This window comes from Paraburkholderia sp. J76 (assembly GCF_905220295.1).
Taxonomy (GTDB): domain Bacteria; phylum Pseudomonadota; class Gammaproteobacteria; order Burkholderiales; family Burkholderiaceae; genus Paraburkholderia.
Map to the genome: position 1 here is coordinate 19,579 of NZ_CAJMZJ010000005.1, position 16,568 is coordinate 36,146.

13 protein-coding genes are annotated in these 16,568 nt (G+C 65.9%); 7 read left to right on the forward strand and 6 right to left on the reverse strand.

The features are described 5' to 3' along the window. Nucleotides 1-86: 86 nt before the first annotated feature. Nucleotides 87-359, forward strand: coding sequence for a DUF1778 domain-containing protein (locus tag U5768_RS11380; RefSeq protein WP_322030500.1), 273 nt, complete (start codon nucleotides 87-89; stop codon nucleotides 357-359). Continuing rightward, nucleotides 356-850 (forward strand): GNAT family N-acetyltransferase, encoded by a 495-nt coding sequence (locus U5768_RS11385; RefSeq protein ID WP_322030501.1) that lies wholly within the window; start codon nucleotides 356-358, stop codon nucleotides 848-850. The genes U5768_RS11380 and U5768_RS11385 overlap by 4 nt, the downstream gene beginning before the upstream one ends. 259 nt (nucleotides 851-1,109) lie before the next feature. Here the strand turns inward: U5768_RS11385 and U5768_RS11390 are convergent, their stop codons facing one another. Together U5768_RS11390 and ppa are read right to left on the reverse strand one after the other, a co-directional pair. Continuing rightward, a complete protein-coding gene (locus U5768_RS11390; RefSeq protein WP_322030502.1) occupies nucleotides 1,110-1,787 on the reverse strand; it encodes a hypothetical protein in 678 nt (225 codons plus the stop codon). Nucleotides 1,788-2,107: 320 nt separating this feature from the next. Next, complete coding sequence (ppa, locus tag U5768_RS11395) at nucleotides 2,108-2,635, reverse strand: inorganic diphosphatase (protein WP_322030503.1); 528 nt, start codon at nucleotides 2,633-2,635, stop codon at nucleotides 2,108-2,110. A gap of 257 nt (nucleotides 2,636-2,892) precedes the next feature. Between ppa and U5768_RS11400 the strand changes: the two genes are divergently transcribed. The 3 genes from U5768_RS11400 to U5768_RS11410 all read left to right on the forward strand — a co-directional run bounded on the left by U5768_RS11400 (nucleotide 2,893) and on the right by U5768_RS11410 (nucleotide 6,583). Then, nucleotides 2,893-4,332 carry an aldehyde dehydrogenase family protein gene (locus tag U5768_RS11400; protein ID WP_322030504.1) on the forward strand — a complete coding sequence of 480 codons (1,440 nt, stop codon included), beginning with the start codon at nucleotides 2,893-2,895 and terminating at the stop codon, nucleotides 4,330-4,332. A 17-nt stretch (nucleotides 4,333-4,349) separates the two neighbouring features. Continuing rightward, nucleotides 4,350-5,108: an SDR family oxidoreductase gene (locus U5768_RS11405; RefSeq protein ID WP_322030505.1), complete on the forward strand. Its 759-nt coding sequence runs from the start codon at nucleotides 4,350-4,352 to the stop codon at nucleotides 5,106-5,108. A gap of 155 nt (nucleotides 5,109-5,263) precedes the next feature. Beyond that, the gene (locus U5768_RS11410) at nucleotides 5,264-6,583 is read left to right on the forward strand and encodes an MFS transporter (RefSeq protein WP_322030506.1); all 1,320 of its coding nucleotides are present in this window, start codon (nucleotides 5,264-5,266) and stop codon (nucleotides 6,581-6,583) included. Nucleotides 6,584-6,660: 77 nt separating this feature from the next. Here the strand turns inward: U5768_RS11410 and U5768_RS11415 are convergent, their stop codons facing one another. From U5768_RS11415 to hemC, 3 genes are read right to left on the reverse strand one after another with little or no spacing between them, the layout of a single operon-like run. Beyond that, nucleotides 6,661-7,860 carry a heme biosynthesis protein HemY gene (locus U5768_RS11415; protein ID WP_322030507.1) on the reverse strand — a complete coding sequence of 400 codons (1,200 nt, stop codon included), beginning with the start codon at nucleotides 7,858-7,860 and terminating at the stop codon, nucleotides 6,661-6,663. 3 nt (nucleotides 7,861-7,863) lie between these two features. Then, complete coding sequence (gene hemDX, locus U5768_RS11420) at nucleotides 7,864-10,023, reverse strand: fused uroporphyrinogen-III synthase HemD/membrane protein HemX (RefSeq protein WP_415913894.1); 2,160 nt, start codon at nucleotides 10,021-10,023, stop codon at nucleotides 7,864-7,866. Continuing rightward, nucleotides 10,023-11,075 (reverse strand): hydroxymethylbilane synthase, encoded by a 1,053-nt coding sequence (gene hemC, locus U5768_RS11425; RefSeq protein ID WP_322030509.1) that lies wholly within the window; start codon nucleotides 11,073-11,075, stop codon nucleotides 10,023-10,025. Before hemC ends, hemDX begins: the two co-directional genes overlap by 1 nt. A gap of 478 nt (nucleotides 11,076-11,553) precedes the next feature. Here hemC and ppc point away from each other — a divergent pair, with 478 nt between their 5' ends. Further along, nucleotides 11,554-14,664, forward strand: coding sequence for a phosphoenolpyruvate carboxylase (gene ppc / locus U5768_RS11430; RefSeq protein ID WP_322030510.1), 3,111 nt, complete (start codon nucleotides 11,554-11,556; stop codon nucleotides 14,662-14,664). Between the two features lie 81 nt (nucleotides 14,665-14,745). Here the strand turns inward: ppc and U5768_RS11435 are convergent, their stop codons facing one another. Then, complete coding sequence (locus tag U5768_RS11435; RefSeq protein WP_322030511.1) at nucleotides 14,746-15,510, reverse strand: class I SAM-dependent methyltransferase; 765 nt, start codon at nucleotides 15,508-15,510, stop codon at nucleotides 14,746-14,748. A gap of 179 nt (nucleotides 15,511-15,689) precedes the next feature. Here U5768_RS11435 and U5768_RS11440 point away from each other — a divergent pair, with 179 nt between their 5' ends. Beyond that, nucleotides 15,690-16,514, forward strand: a complete 825-nt coding sequence (locus U5768_RS11440; protein WP_322030512.1) for a helix-turn-helix transcriptional regulator — start codon at nucleotides 15,690-15,692, stop codon at nucleotides 16,512-16,514. Nucleotides 16,515-16,568: the final 54 nt, after the last annotated feature.

The following is a 16,568-nucleotide window of genomic DNA, read 5'->3' on the forward strand; positions in this document are numbered from 1 at the left end:
TGGCCGCGTCGTCGCCGCGTATTGACAATAAATACACACTCACCTAGGATGTGTATCTATTGTATATACATTAAGGGAGCAATGTCATGCGTGACGCTTCTATTAATTTGCGCGCGCTGCCCGAGCAGCGCGACCTGATCGATCACGCCGCCAGCCTGCTGGGCAAGAATCGTTCGGATTTCATGCTGGAAGCCGCGTGCGAGCGAGCGAAGGCGATCGTATTGGACCAGGTCTTTTTCAGCCTCGACGAGGAGCGGTTCCGGCAGTTCACTGCATTGCTCGACGCGCGGCAAGACGCCAGTTCCGGGCTTGAGCGCCTGATGGCCGTCAAGGCCCCGTGGAACACAGACAAGGCATGAACATACGGCTTTCGGCACCGCAACCACTTACCGCAACGCATCGACTGGACGGGTTCAATTGTGGCGAGCCATCGCTGGATGACTGGCTGAAGCGACGCGCACTGGCCAATCATCTAAACGGCGCGAGCCGCACCTTCATCGTGGTCGACTCCGACCAATGCGTACGGGGGTACTACGCCCTGGCAGCGGGCGCCGTCGCGCATCAGGAGCCCACGAGTGCCATTCGGCGCAACATGCCTGATCCGGTGCCGGTGGTAGTGCTTGCAAGGCTGGCCGTCGATGCTCGCGTGCAAGGCGTCAAGCTCGGCGCGGCCGTGCTCCAGGACGCAGTCTTTCGCGTGCAATCCGTCGCGGAACACGCCGGTGTCCGCGCGTTGCTTGTGCACGCGTTAAACGAGCGCGCCAAGCAGTTCTATGAGCACTACGGTTTCCGGGAATCACCGATCCATCCGATGACCTTGATGCTCCCTCTGAAAGCCCGTCGGCCATGATGGCATTTCCACATACTTTGAAGTTCTTCTCTCCGCAGGACGAGCCCGTGTTTCATGACATGCCGCAGGAGACGCTGGCCTTGGTCAAACACTAGCCTGTTAGTCTTATTCGCGTGGGGAATGCTTCCCGCGACATTCGAAATGATCAGGCGCAACCGTTGAACGGTGCCGTTTCCGATACCGAACCGACCAGCGTGAGCCCATCTGATGAAGACTCATATCCAACGGCTTTTCTTCATGCGATGGATTCACACATAAGCTATTGGACTTGACTATCCGAAGCGGGCAGCGTCGGAACCGATGCGGGTTGAGCCGGAGATGCAGACCTGAATGGCGTTACGGGTGACGTATACCCAAACGATTGCACGGATAATTTGTCAAGTTGTTGCCCGTCTAGATTGCTACCTAGTTTTCCCGCCAGCGTTGATAAAACGTCCGGATCTGTTTTTGCGAACTCACTAGTCAAAACGGTAATTTTTGACCAATCAACAGAAGCAACTCCGATTGCCTCGATCTTATAGCTGGTATTTCCTGTTGCACCAACAGGTAGTGAATTTTCGTTTGATTGAGTAATCCGGTAGGACCGAGGATCAATAAATCCGTCTTGATCAGTCCGTTTCAATCTGACTTCAGGCGTATCGAGAAGAATGCGCTGACCACCTTTGTTTTTTTCCGTGCAAATTACTTGCGCAGTTGCCGGCCCATCCTGGTTAGCCTCGCAGATGAAATCGATGTTAGGACGAATATCGTTAAAGAATTTTGCTACTAAGATTACGTCATCCGTTTGTGTGTGTGCAGAATTCAATTGCTGTTGAGGTTCTGTCACAAACTTATAGCCGCCTATTGCAATTGCAATGGTCACTAAAATATTAAAAAAGGAAGTGCCAGCATTAAATTTCTCAACCATATTGCTGCTATTGCTGTTACCTTGAGACATATTTCTCTCTAACGCAATTGATAGAACTTAAAATATCGGCCAAGCTGGGCAGAACTTTAGCAAAAAACACCGATTACCGCATAGACCGGCCGTTCTTAAGAAATCTGACATTTAACATGCGTAGCCACCAAAACGCCGGCTTGGGCCGGCCCGCGCGGCTCGACGGTCTGCGTGGGCCGGAGGTGCGCGATATCGCGGAGGTGAATTGAAGGCCACGAGCGCTATCAAGCGCAGCATGCCTGACCCTGCACGCCAACAAAAAACCGCACGGCTCTCGCGAGCGCGTGCGGTCTTTCTCAATCAACCATGAAGCGTGCGATTTACTTCTTGAAGTTCGCCACGCCTTCGGTGATTTCCTTGTGGGCGGCTTCGATGCCGACCCAGCCTTCGACCTTGACCCACTTGCCCTTTTCGAGCGACTTGTAGTTCTCGAAGAAGTGCTTGATCTGGTCCTTCAGGTACTCGGGCACGTCGTCCAGCGACTTGAGATTGACCGTCATCGGGCAAACCTTGTCGTGCGCAACGGCGATCAGCTTGGCGTCGACGCCCGACTCGTCGGTCATCTGCAGCATGCCGAGCGCGCGCGAGCGCACGACCGAGCCTGCCAGCAGCGGGAACGGCGTGATCACGAGCACGTCGACCGGGTCGCCGTCGCCCGAGAGCGTCTGCGGAATGAAGCCGTAGTTCACGGGATAGCGCATGCCCGTGCCGACGAAACGGTCGACGACGAGCAGGCCCAGGTCCTTGTCGGCTTCGTATTTCACCGGATCGCTTTGCGCGGGAATCTCGATGATCACATTGAAGTCTTGCGGCAGATCCTTGCCGGCGGGGACATTTGCAAAGCTCATGAGCGCTCTCTGTTGAGAAGGGAAAAAGCGGCGGCTCGCGCGAAAAAACCAGCGCGAAACCCGACGTTGGAGAATGGACGCCATTATAGCCAATCGGCCAGGGCGCCCCGCGATTCGGCCCAGGGCTTTCCCGCACGCCGATGAAGCGCCTGCTGAATTCCCGCGCGTAGCGCCCTCGATTGGCGCGATAATCACTCTGCGTTTTGCGTTTCCCCCTCGTTTCACCCCAGGTTTCACACCCTTTTACGAGGCGATGCATGGAAGAAGCGAAGCACTTCATCGGCGGCGAGTGGCATTCGCCCGCCAGCGGCGAGACGCTCGCCGCGATCGATCCCTCCACCGGCCAGCCCTTCGCGCAACTCGCGCGCGGCAACGCCGCCGACATCGACGACGCAGTAAAAACCGCGCGCCAGGCCTTCGAAGGCCCTTGGGGCGCCTTGAGCGCGAGCGAGCGCGGGCGGCTGCTGTTCGCGCTCTCGGGCCTCGTCCTCCAGCACCAGGAAGAACTCGCGCAACTCGAAGCGCGCGACAGCGGCAAGCCGCTCAAGCAGGCGCGCGCCGACGCCGCCGCGCTCGCGCGCTATTTCGAGTTCTACGCGGGCGCCGCCGACAAGCTGCACGGCGAAACGCTGCCCTACCAGGCCGGCTACACGGTGCTCACCGTGCGCGAGCCGCACGGCGTGACAGGCCACATCGTGCCCTGGAATTACCCGATGCAGATTTTCGGCCGCAGCGTGGGCGCGGCGCTCGCCACGGGCAACGCGTGCGTGGTGAAGCCCGCCGAGGACGCCTGCGTGTCGCTCTTGCGCGTGGCCGGGCTGGCGCGCGAGGCCGGCCTGCCCGCCGGTGCGCTCAACATCGTCACGGGGCTGGGGCATGAGGCGGGCGCGGCCCTTTGCGCGCATCCCGGCATCGATCACATTTCGTTCACCGGCTCGCCGCAAACCGGCAAGTTCGTCGCGCAGACGGCCGCCGAACACCACGTGCCCGTCACCCTCGAACTCGGCGGCAAGTCGCCGCAAATCGTTTTCGCCGATGCCGATTTCGACGCCGCGCTGCCCGTGCTCGTGGCGGCCATCGTGCAGAACGCCGGGCAGACCTGCTCGGCGGGCAGCCGCGTGCTGATCGAGCGCGGCGCGTACGAGCCGCTTCTCGACCGGCTCGCCGCATCGTTCGGCAAACTGCGCGTGGGTCCGGCCAGCGCCGATCTCGACTGCGGCCCGCTCATCAACGAGAAGCAGCGTCAGCGCGTGCGCGGCTTTCTCGACGAGGCGGCCGCCAGCCGCATCGCCACGGCGGCGCGCGGCAGGCTCGACGCGGATGCGCCCAGCGGCGGCTTCTACGAAGTCCCGACGCTCCTGCGCGACGTGCCGCCGCAAAGCCGTCTCGCGCAGGAGGAGGTGTTCGGACCGGTGCTCACGGCCATGCCCTTCGAGAGCGAGGAAGAAGCGCTCGCGCTCGCCAACGGCACGCCTTACGGCCTTGTGGCCGGCATCTGGACGCGCGACGGCGCGCGCCAGATGCGCCTCGCGCGCCGCGTGCGCGCGGGCCAGGTGTTCGTCAACAACTACGGCGCGGGCGGCGGCGTCGAATTGCCGTTCGGCGGCACGCGGCATTCGGGACACGGGCGCGAGAAAGGCTTCGAAGCGCTCTACGGCTTCACGGTGCTGAAAACCATCGCGATCCGCCACGGCTGACCACACAGGGAGACACCATGCGACTCAAGGGCAAGACGGCTGTCGTGACGGGCGCCGGCTCGGGCTTCGGCGAAGGCATTGCGAAGACCTATGCGCGCGAAGGCGCGAACGTCGTGATCAACGATCTGAACGGCGAAGCGGCCGAGCGCGTGGCGAGCGAGATCGCGCTCGCGGGCGGCAAGGCCATCGCGGTGCAAGGCGACATCACGCGCGAAGCCGACTGGCACGCGCTGCGCGAAGCGGCCATCGGAGACTTCGGCAGCGTGCAGGTCGTCGTCAACAACGCGGGCACCACGCATCGCAACAAGCCCGTGATGGAAGTCACCGAAGCGGAATTCGACCGCGTCTACGCCGTCAACGTGAAGGGCTTGTACTGGAGCGTGCGCGCGTTCGTGCCGCATTTTCGCGAGCGCGGCGGCGGCGCGTTCGTCAATATCGCCTCGACTGCGGGCATCCGGCCGCGGCCCGGGCTCGTCTGGTACAACGGCAGCAAGGGCGCGATGATCGTGGCCAGCAAGGCGCTCGCCGCCGAACTGGGCCCCGACCAGATCCGCGTGAACTGCGTGAATCCCGTGATCGGCGACACGGGCCTCACGGCGGAATTCATGGGCGTGCCCGACACGCCCGAGAACCGCCAGCGCTTCGTCGCGACCATTCCGCTCGGGCGCTTTTCCACGCCGCAGGACGTGGCCAACGCGTGCCTCTATCTCGCCTCGGACGACGCCGCGTTCATCACCGGCGCCTGTATCGAAGTGGATGGCGGGCGCTGCGTGTAGCGGGCGTCAGGTCGCTGCCCGATCGGTGTTTTCCCCGACTTTGACGCGCCGTCGCGCCACGGCGGCGCGTATAGAATGATCGTGCTTTCGCGTCGAATACCCGCCATCACGAGGCGGCAATACAACAAGCACGACCGATCTGACCTGGAGACACCATGGCAAGTCCAGCGAATCCCATGCCGCAAGCGGGAGCGGGTGCCCCGCCCTCCGCCTTCGAAGAAGCCACGTATCGCAAGGTCGCGTGGCGCCTCATTCCGCTCCTCATGCTCTGTTACGTGGTCGCCTATCTGGACCGTGTGAACGTGGGCTTCGCCAAGCTGCAGATGAGCAGCGCGCTCAATCTCTCCGATGCGGTTTATGGCTTCGGCGCGGGCATTTTCTTCGTGGGCTACTTTCTGTTCGAAGTGCCAAGCAATATCATCCTGCATCGCGTGGGCGCGCGCGTGTGGATCGCGCGCATCATGGTTACGTGGGGCCTCGTGTCCATCCTGACGATGTTCGTCACCACGCCCACCATGTTCTACGTGATGCGCTTTCTGCTCGGCCTGTGCGAGGCGGGCTTCTTCCCCGGCATCATCCTGTACCTGACCTACTGGTATCCGGCGCACCGGCGCGGACGCATGACCACATGGTTCATGACGGCCATTGCGCTCTCGGGTGTGATCGGCGGCCCGGTGTCGGGCTGGATTCTCAAGTCCTTCGACGGCGCGAACGGCTGGCAAGGCTGGCAGTGGCTCTTCCTGCTCGAAGGGCTGCCTTCGGTGATCGTCGGCGTGCTGGTGTTCTTCGTGCTCGACGACCGCATCGCCAGGGCGAAGTGGCTGACGGAAGAAGAGCGCGCGCTGCTCGAACGCAACATCGCGGCCGAAGACGCCACGAAAGAAGACCCGCCGATCATGACCGTGCTCACGAGCGCGCGCGTGCTGGTGATGAGCCTTACCTACTTCTCGTTCGTGATGGGCCTCTACGGCGTGAGCTTCTGGCTGCCCACCATCATCAAGGCGACGGGCGTGAAAGACGCGCTCACGATCGGCCTCCTTTCGGCGATTCCGTTCGCCGCCGCCGTGGTCGGCATGGTACTGGTGGCGAAGAGCGCCGACCGCGCGCGCGAGCGCCGCTGGCACATCGCGGTGCCGGCCGCCATCGGCGCGCTCGGGCTCGTGCTTTCGGTCACGTGGGCGCACGACACCACGCTCGCGATGACGGCGCTCACCATCGCGACCATGGGCATTCTCACCACGCTGCCGCTGTTCTGGAGTCTGCCCACGGCCTGGCTCGCGGGCACGGGCGCGGCGGCCGGCATTGCGCTCATCAACTCGATCGGCAATCTTGCGGGATTTTTGAGCCCGTATGCGGTCGGCTGGCTCAAGCAGGCCACGTCGGCCAACGATTCGGGCATGTACATGCTCGCGGCGTTCATGATCCTGGGCGGTTTGCTGGCGCTTTCGGCGCCCGCCAGGCTCGTGAACCGCTAAAGCATTCCCGGACTTCCCCAAAACAAACGGCCGCCTATTTGCGCAGGCGGCCGTTTTGCGTTGCGGCTCGTGCCCGCTTACACCACGTTCATCGAGAGCGCACTCTCGCGGTAATGCGAAGCCGCTTTCCCGTCGTCGCCGAGCTGCTCGTGCAGGCGCGCGAGCGCGCGATGCGAGCGGATCTTGAGCGGCTCGTTCTGCGTTGCGTCGGCGGACTTGAGCGCGGCTTCGAGGAACGACTGCGCCTTGCCCCACAACTGCTGCTTCAGGCACAGGCGGCCCAGCGCGAACAGCAGATCGCCGTCCTCGGGGCGCTCCTTGCGCCACGCCTCGGCCTTCTGGATGAGCGGCAGGGCGTCATTTTCCGCGGTGTCCGGATAGCGGCGCAAAAGGCGCGCGTCCCAGTTCTGCGAGAGCGCTTCCTCGACGATCTTGCGCGCGTCGGCCGGGCGTCCGAGCGCGATCAGCAGTTCGGCGGCGCAGTCGGCCAGACGCGGCGAATGGCGCTCGACGTTCGAGAGCGACTGCCACAGTTCGAGCAGCGCGTCCGCATTGTGGCGGCGGTCGCGCAGCAGGTTTTCCGCGGCGAGCTGGCGCAGACGCACGGCCACGGCCGGGTGCAGCGCCTCGCGCTTTTCCAGCGTCTTCACGAGCTTGAGCACTTCGCTCCAGTTCTTGAGCTGCTGCTGCGCGCGCAGCGCGATCTGCTGCGCGTGAATGCGGCGGCCGCCCTGCGTGCGCATTTCGGTGAGCGCGGCGAGCGCGCCATCGGCGTCGCGGCCGTCGGCTCGCATGTCGGCGGTCGCCATGAGGCGCGCTTCCTGCAAGTCGGGATCGTCGACCTGGGTGAGCCATTCGTCGCGGCGCGCGTATTCATGCAGACGATGCGCGGCCGTCGCGGCGATCAGGCCCGCCGCGCTCGTGTTCCTGACGTCGGCGAGCGAATCGCGCGCGGCCTTCTCGGCGCGCGAGAAGCGGCCCGCGTAGAGATTGGCCACCGCGTCGCGCAGCGCCGAGTTCGCCTTTTCGGCGCGCATACGCGCGCGGTAGGCGGCCACGCGGCGCGGCATCGTCACGATGTTGCGCGCGAAACGCAGGATCGCGTACAGCAGCAGGAAGGCCACTACGATGCCGACCACGAACAGGTTGAGCGATACATCCACGCGATACGGCGGATAGACGAGCAGCACCTGCCCGGTGTCGAAGCGCCCGACAGTCGCCAGCGCGACGGCAATCGCGAAGAGAAGCGCGAGCCAGAGGAGTCCACGGATCGCCATGTCTTACCCCCGGCTCCGGTATTGCTCGATCGCCTTCAGGCTCGTGTCGAGCGTGGGCAGCGCGACGGCGGCCGAGCCCTCGTTCACCTCCTTGAGCAGCGCGCGCACGGTTTGCGTGTCTTTCGAGGAGCCGTCGAAATAGCGCGCAAGCGTGGCGTCGGCGGCCGCGAGGTCGGACTTGAGCGTGTCCTGGTTGCGCGAGAGCAGCGACAGGCGCGCCGACAGCAGACGCAGCTTCAGGTTCTGCCGCACGAAATAGCCTTGATCGGGCGAAATGAGCATGGCGTCCGCGTTGTCGATGCGGCGCACCTGCACGAGGCTCGCGATCTGCTTGCCCACGCCGTCGACGATCGTGTCGATCCACACCTTCCATTTCGGCTGGTTGGTCGCCGCGGCAACCTGGGCGACATCGGCGGGCCGGGCGGCTTCGGGTTTCGTATGCGCGACGATCGCTTCGCCCGAGAGCGGCAGCGAGTCGATCTGGCCGAGCGCGGTGTCGAGCTTGATGGCAAGGCCGGTCAGGTCCGTGGACGGCGCGGCCTTGAGCTTGTCGATGTCCTGCGCGATGGCCTTGCGCACGACGATGGCCTGCGCGTTGTCCGACGCGGCGAGGCGTGTGTCGGCGCTTTGCAGCGCGAAGAGCGCGAGCTGCGTGTTGCCCGTGAGCTGAAGCTGTTCGCTCGCGCTCGAGAGCATCTGGCCGACTTCGGCGAGCGTCCAGTCGTCGCGGCTCTTCGACAGATCGGCGTATTGCTGCGCGAGCGCCTGCTGCGATGTCTGCGCGTCGGCGATCTTGCCTTCTAGCTGGGTGATCTGCTTGTCGAGTTGCTGCGAGCCCGCGGCGACCTGATCGGCGCGCGCGCGCAGCGCCGCGATCTGCTGCCCGGCCGCCTGCTGGCGCTGGATGGCCTGCATGCCGAGGCCGTCGAGCTTGCGATTGAGGAGATAGCCGCCCGCGCCCGAGCCCGCGGCGACCAGCAAGAGGACGAGCCACAGCAGCGCCGTGCCTGGGCCCCGGCGGCCGCCGCCCGCGCCCGGAGGCGGAGTTAGCGGCGCGGAAGCCCCCGCGCCCGACGACGCGTACGACGGCCGCGCCGACGCGCCGCCCGAAGCCGTTGCGCTGCCGGAGGAAACCGCCGCGCCCGTGGTGACGGCACCCTGGTTTGCTGTGCTGCCTGAGTTGTTCGAATCTGTCATGCGTGGGTTGGCCGGCGCTTGGGCCGGAGTGATCTGAACCGGTTGAACAACGGAAGAAGCGAGGCCCAGGAGCGTCTCGACGATGCGTTCGTCGCCCGCGCCGGACACCGTAATCCTATCAAAACCCATTGAGCGCGCCGTCTCGGCGATCCGCGCGTGGGGCGCGACGAGCGGCGCGTGGCGCAGCTCGACGATCTCGCCCGCCGTGAGGTGCTCGCGCGCGAGTTCGTCGAGGTTGCGCACGCCCTCGGAACTGGTGACGAGCCACGCGTGCGGCGCGCCTTCGAGGAGCGCGTGAATCTGCGTCCAGGCGGCCATGGGCGGCTCGGGCACGACGCGGCGGTAGGCCGCCACGGTTTCCACTTCGGCGCCCGCTTCGCGCAGACGCTCGGCGAGCCACTCGCGGCCGCCGTCGCCGCGCACGATCAGCACGCGCTTGCCCGTAAAACCGTTCGCGCCGAACGTTTTTTCGAGCGCCGCGTAAAGCGACTCCGAATCGAAGCGCGCGGGTTCTTCCTCGCCCGCGCCCGCGGGGCTCACCACACGATGGTCGGGCGCCGCCACGCCATGACGCTCCAGCGCGGCCACGCTCGCCGGGCCGACCACGGCCACGGGCAGCCCGGGCGGCCAGATCGAGGACACCGAGGCATAGCACGCAAACGCGCGATCGACGGCGTTCGGCGAAACGAACACGACGAGCGCATAGCGTTCGAGCGCGCCAAGCGCGGCGCGCAGCGGCGCTTCGTCGGTCACGGGCGCAATGGCGATGAGCGGGAAGTCGAGCGTGCGCATGCCGCGTTGCGCGAGTTGCCCGGCGAGATCATCCGACTGACCGGCCGGCCGGGTAATGACGACGGTGAACGGGCTGCCCTCGCGATCGCCATCGTTGCCTCGCGCGGCGTCCCCCGGGCCGCCCCACTCATCGGGTGGGCCGGCGTCGCCGCGCGGTTGCCAGGGGCCGGCCATCATCGGGAGGCCGGGTCTTCGCCCGTGCCGGTTGGGTTGTTCGCGGCCACCCCGTTTTGAGGCGCCGTATTGGGGCCATCGGCGGCATGGGCTGCATCCGCGAGTGCGCGCACGATCTCGAGCGCGCCTTGCGCGATGAGGTCGTCCGCGACGCGGCGCCCTAGCGCTACGGCGTCGTCGATGGTGGACGCTGCCGCGGCCTCCTGCGCGGCGAGCACGCGGCTCGCGTCGGGCGTGGCGACGCTGCCGCGCAGCGCGAGCTTGCCGTCGCGCCATTGCGCGTAGGCCGCGAGCGGCACCGTGCAACTGCCGCCGAGCGCGCGCGACACCATGCGCTCGGCCTCGACGGCCTTCGCGGTGGCGTCGTCGTGCAGCGGCGCGAGCCACGCGGCGATATCGGCGCGATCGGCGCGAATCTCGATGCCGAGCGCGCCCTGGCCCGCCGCCGGCAAGCTGTCCTCGGGCTCGATGAGCGCGCGGATGCGCGCGCCGAGGCCGAGGCGCTTGAGGCCCGCGGCCGCGAGAATGATGGCCGCGTAATCGCCGCGGTCGAGCTTGGCGAGACGCGTATCGAGATTGCCGCGCAACGGCTTCACGTCCAGATGCGCATAGCGCGCGCGGATCATCGACTCGCGGCGCAGGCTGGACGTGCCCACCACGCTGCCCGCCGGCAGCGCGGCGAGCGAATCGTAGTCGTTGGAGACGAACGCGTCGCGCGGGTCCTCGCGCTCCATCACGGCCGCGAGCGTGAAGCCTTCGGGCAGTTCCATCGGCACGTCCTTGAGCGAGTGCACCGCGAGATCGGCGCGGCCTTCGGCCAGCGCCTGCTCCAGTTCCTTCACGAAAAGACCCTTGCCGCCCACCTTGGAGAGCGTGCGGTCGAGAATTTGATCGCCGCGTGTCGTCATTCCAACGATTTTCACGTCGCAGGCTGGATATAATTTGTGCAGCGCAGCTTGCACATGCTCGGCCTGCCACATCGCGAGGCGGCTCTCCCGCGAAGCGATCACCAGGGTGCGGGGCATGGGCGCGGATAACGTCTCGGGGTTCATGGCAGGTACATCGAATGACGGGATGAAAAGCAGGATCGGATAACAGGCAATGTTAGCACGCGCCCTTTTTACCGCCTTCCCGCAGGGACAGGCTCAACAAGGCGCGGGCGGCGGCAAGGAAGAGACTCAGGCTGTGCACGCGGCGCTTGACGTACCTATCGTAAGGGTACGCAATTCGCGGCGAGCCCGGCCACCAGCGTTACTCATAAACGGCCAGAGCGGCCCCGGCCATCGCCGCGGCGCCGCTTTGGCTTGCGCTCGCCCTCGCGGCGGCGCACTCTCCCGCCAGGCCTGACCCGCGCGGAGCCATTGACGGCCCGCGCCGTGTCCGCTCTATCCGCATGGCTCGCATGGGGTGGCACCTTCCGCCCTTTCCAGGTTGCACCCGCAGTACCCGGCCCGGCATGCGCCGCGCTCACGCAGTTGGCAGTTCTCCGACTAACCTGCCCCTATCCTGGCAAGCCTCAAGGAAAACATCGTGAAGTCTTCAGGCTCGGCGCGCGCAGAGCGCCGCAACACCGCATCGCAGAACGCAGCTTCGAAGGCCGCATCGGCCACGCCGTCCACGAAACCGGCGAAAACGACGAAGACCGCGAAGACCACGAAATCCGCGACTACTCAACCGGCGGCCGGGACCACGCGGGCCGCCGAGGCTGTCAAGGCAACGAACGGCGTCAAGGCGCCGAAGGCCGCGAAGCTCGCGAAGGTTGCACAAGCGGCGAAAGCCCCGAAAGCCCCGAAAGCGCCCGCCGGCGCCGCGCGCAATGGCCGTGCGCGCGACGACAAGGACCAGCCGCTCTTCGAAGACATCCGCTATCTCGGCCGCCTGCTCGGCGAAGTCCTGCGCGAGCAGGAAGGCGACGCCGTGTTCGACGTCGTGGAAACCATCCGCCAGACCGCCGTGCGCTTTCGCCGTGAGGACGACAACACCGCCGCGCTCGCGCTGGAAAAGCAGCTTCGCGCGCTCTCGCCCGAGCAGACCGTGAGCGTCGTGCGCGCGTTCAGCTACTTTTCGCATCTCGCGAACATCGCCGAAGATCGCCACCGCAATCGCCGCCGCCGCATTCACGACCTGGCGGGCTCGGCGCCGCAGGCGGGCACCATCGCACATTCGCTCGAACGCCTCGCGCAAGCGGGCGCGGCCGCGACGCCGGTGCTCCAGCAGTTCTTCAACGACGCGCTGATCGTGCCCGTGCTCACCGCGCACCCGACCGAAGTGCAACGCAAGAGCACGCTCGACTCGCAGCACGACATCGCGCGCCTGCTCGCCGAGCGCGACCAGCCGCTCACGCATCGCGAACTCGAGCACAACGAATCGTTGCTGCGCGCGCGCGTGACCTCGCTCTGGCAAACGCGCATGCTGCGCGACTCGCGACTGACCGTGGGCGACGAAATCGAGAACGCGCTTTCGTATTACCACACGACCTTCCTCACCGAGATTCCCGCGCTTTACGGCGAGATCGAAACGTCGCTCAAGGAGCACGGCATTTCGGCGCGCCTGCCCGCGTTCTTCCAGATGGGTAGCTGGATCGGCGGCGACCGCGACGGCAACCCGAACGTCACCGCCGCCACGCTCGAAGAAGCGAGCGAGCGCCAGGCGCAGGTGATCCTGCAGCATTACCTCGACGAAGTGCACCGTCTGGGCGCGGAGCTTTCAGTGTCGAACCTGCTTGCTGGCGCGAGCGACGAACTGAAGGCGCTGGCCGAAGCCTCGCCCGACCAGTCGCCGCACCGCGTGGACGAGCCGTATCGCCGCGCGCTGATCGGCGTGTACACGCGCCTCGCGGCAAGCGCGCGCGTGCGTCTGGGCGAAGGCGTCGTGGCCGTGCGCAGCGCGGGCCGCAACGCCGCGCCGGTGCGCGCAAAGCCCTATGCCGACGCGGACGAATTCTCGCGCGACCTGCATATCCTGATGGATTCGCTCGCCGAGCATCATGGCGCGTCGCTGGCGACCACGCGCCTCGCGCCGCTCATGCGCGCCGTCGACGTGTTCGGCTTCCATCTCGCCTCGATCGATTTGCGCCAGAGTTCGGACATCCACGAAGCCGTCATCACCGAGCTGCTCGCGCGCGCGGGCGTCGAAGCCGGCTACGCGGCGCTTTCCGAAGAAGACAAGCAGATCGTGCTGCTCGCGCAACTCGCCGATCCGCGCACGCTGCGCTCCCCGTACCTCGACTATTCGGACCTCGTGAAGAGCGAGCTGGGCGTGCTGGAAATGGCGCGCGTGACGCGCGAGAAGTTCGGCGCGCGCGCGGTGCGCAATTACATCATTTCGCATACCGAAACGGTTTCCGACCTGCTCGAAGTGCTGTTGCTGCAAAAGGAAACCGGCCTCACGAGCGGGCGCCTCGGCCACGCGGAAGAGCCCGCGAAGGCCGCGCTGATGGTGATCCCGCTCTTCGAGACGATTCCCGACTTGCGCCACGCGCCGGGCATCATGCGCGATCTGCTCGCGCTGCCGGGCATCGACGGCATCGTCGAGCACCAGGGCAACGAGCAGGAAATCATGCTCGGCTACTCGGACAGCAACAAGGACGGCGGCTTCCTCACGTCGAACTGGGAGCTGTATCGCGCGGAACTCGCGCTCGTCGCGCTGTACAAGCAGCGCGGCATCACGCTGCGTCTTTTCCACGGCCGCGGGGGCACGGTGGGCCGCGGAGGCGGTCCGACCTACAACGCGATCCTCTCGCAGCCGCCGGGCACGGTGGAAGGCCAGATCCGCCTCACGGAACAGGGCGAAGTCATCGCGAGCAAGTTCGGCAATCCGGAAATTGGCCGCCGCAACCTCGAAACGGTGATCGCCGCGACGCTCGAAGCGACGCTGCTGCCGATGGGCGGCGCGAGCAACGCGCCCGACCAGTTGCCCGCATTCGAAGAGACGATGCAGAAGCTTTCCAACGCCGCAATGGCCGCGTATCGCTCGCTCGTGTACGAGACGCCCGGCTTCACCGACTACTTCTTCGCCTCGACGCCGATCACGGAAATCGCGGAGCTGAACATCGGCAGCCGTCCGGCCTCGCGCAAGCTGCAGGACCCGAAGAACCGCAAGATCGACGATCTGCGCGCGATTCCCTGGGGCTTCTCGTGGGGGCAGTGCCGCTTGCTGCTCACGGGCTGGTACGGCTTCGGCAGCGCGGTGGGCTCGTATCTCGACGACGCGGGCAGCGACGCCGAGCGCGCGCGCCGCCTTGCGATGTTCAAGAAGATGTACAAGACCTGGCCGTTCTTCTCGAACCTGCTTTCGAACATGGACATGACGCTCGCGAAAACCGACCTCGCGGTGGCCTCGCGCTACGCGCAGCTCGTGGCGGACAAGAAGCTGCGCAAGCTCGTGTTCGAGCGCATCGTGGCCGAATGGGAGCGCACGACGAAGGTGCTCGCCGAGATCACGGGGGCGAGCGAGCGGCTTGCGGACAACCCTCTTCTCGCGCGTTCGATCAAGAACCGCTTCCCCTATCTCGATCCGTTGAATCACTTGCAGGTGGAACTGATCAAGCGTTATCGCGCAGGCGACCCGAGCCCGCGCGTGCGGCGCGGTATTCATCTGACGATCAACGGGATCGCGGCCGGGTTGCGTAATACGGGCTAAGCGCTCGCGCTGCGCTCATGGACGAACGGCGTCGTGCCCTCGCGGGGACGACGCCGTTTTTTCATGCTGTTCGCGCCGGCCTCAATCGCGCCGCGTCGCCTCGATCATCAGCGCATCGAGCTTGAACGACGAATCGCTCTGCACATCGAAGTATTGACGCACTTCATCGGGCGCGCGCTCCCACATCGAGCGGATCGCCGTCACACGCTCGGGCGGCGTGCGCATGCGCGCGACCCACGTGTCGAAATCGAGCGCGATGCGCCAGCGCTCGCTCACCTTCGCGTCGAAGCCGGCGGCGTCAAGCATCGCGATCCACTCGTCGGCGCGGTAATCGCGGATGTGCGAGGCGTCGCGCAACAGTTCGACGGCCTGAATATGCGTGTCGTACAGCGGATCGTCGATGCCCGCGATGTCGATGAACTTCAGGCGCCCGCCCGGCTTGAGCACGCGATGCACCTCCTTCAGCGCGCGCGGCACGTCGCGCCAATGGTGCGCGCTCATGCGGCTCACGGCCCAGTTGAAGCTGCCGTCTTCGAACGGCAGCGTTTCGGCCGCGCCCTGTTGCGTGCGCACGGTCGTCAACCCGCGCTCCTTCGCGGCGGCTTCGACCGTGGCGAGCATCTGGGGGGCAATGTCGTAGGCCACGACTTCGCGCACGTGGGGCGCCACCGCGAAGCTCGCATGGCCCGCGCCGCAACCCATGTCCAGCACCGCCGCATTGCCGCAGGTGGCCGCGAAGGTCGCGGCGAGATTCTCCAGGTCCGCGCCGCTCGCGTGGACCTGGCTCGTGAGGTAGGCGGCGGCGGTCGAGCCGAATGCGTCGGCGACCTGATCGTGATGCTTCATCGCATGCTCCTTTTGCGGGTTTCCATGCGGCTCGTTATGGGGCGCGCCGCGGGTTCTGCGAACTCCGGGCTGTTTGATGCGACGGCCCGTCTGCGCGTCAGACGCTACAATAGAGGCCGTTTTGTACCAGTACAAGTTAAGCGATTATTCTGGTATCGCCGCCACCAGCCCCACGCCCAATGAGTCTCGATACACCCGCTGCCGCCAGCGGCTCCGCGAAAACCCTCGACGCGACACCGGCCCGCGCGCTGGGCGAATTCATCCGCGCCCATCGCGAGCGTCTTTCGCCTGCGGAGGTCGGCCTGCCGCCGGGCCCGCGCCGGCGCACGCCCGGCCTGCGCCGCGAGGAAGTCGCACAGTTATGCGGCGTGAGCCCGACCTGGTACACGTGGATCGAACAGGGCCGCCCCGTTTCGGCTTCGGCGGACGCGCTCGCGCGCATCGCCGTCGCGTTGCGGCTCTCGCGCGCCGAGCGCGCCTACCTGTTCGAACTCGCCGCGCAACGGGACCCCGCCGAACCCGACCCCGCCACCGCCGCGGACGCCCCCGCCACGCTGCTGCAAACGGTAAAGCTCGTGGACGCCCCCGCCTACGTGCTCGACCGCCAGTGGACGGCGCTCGCCTGGAACGCGCACGCGGCGGATCTCTTCACGGGCTGGCTCGACGGCGAATACGACCGCAACCTGCTGCGCTTCACCTTCTCCGAGCCGCTCGGGCGCGAGCTGATCGTCGACTGGGAAACGCGCGCGCGGCGCCTTGCCGCCGAGTTCCGCGCCGACTCGATCCGCCACCTGAACGATGCGCCCACGCGCGCGCTGGTCGACTCGCTGATCGCCGCGAGCGACGAGTTCGCCCGCTTCTGGGCCTCGCAGGACGTGTTCGAGCGCGAGGGCGGCCGGCGCGAGTTCAACCATCCGCGCCACGGCCGCATCGCGTACGATCAGATCACCTTCAAGCCCGCGCACCGCGAGGATCTCAAGCTCGTGGTGCTGGTGCGGCTCTGAGCGCCGCCGGCCGACGGTGCGGCAGAGCGCCAATGTTAAAATCGTGATCTTTCC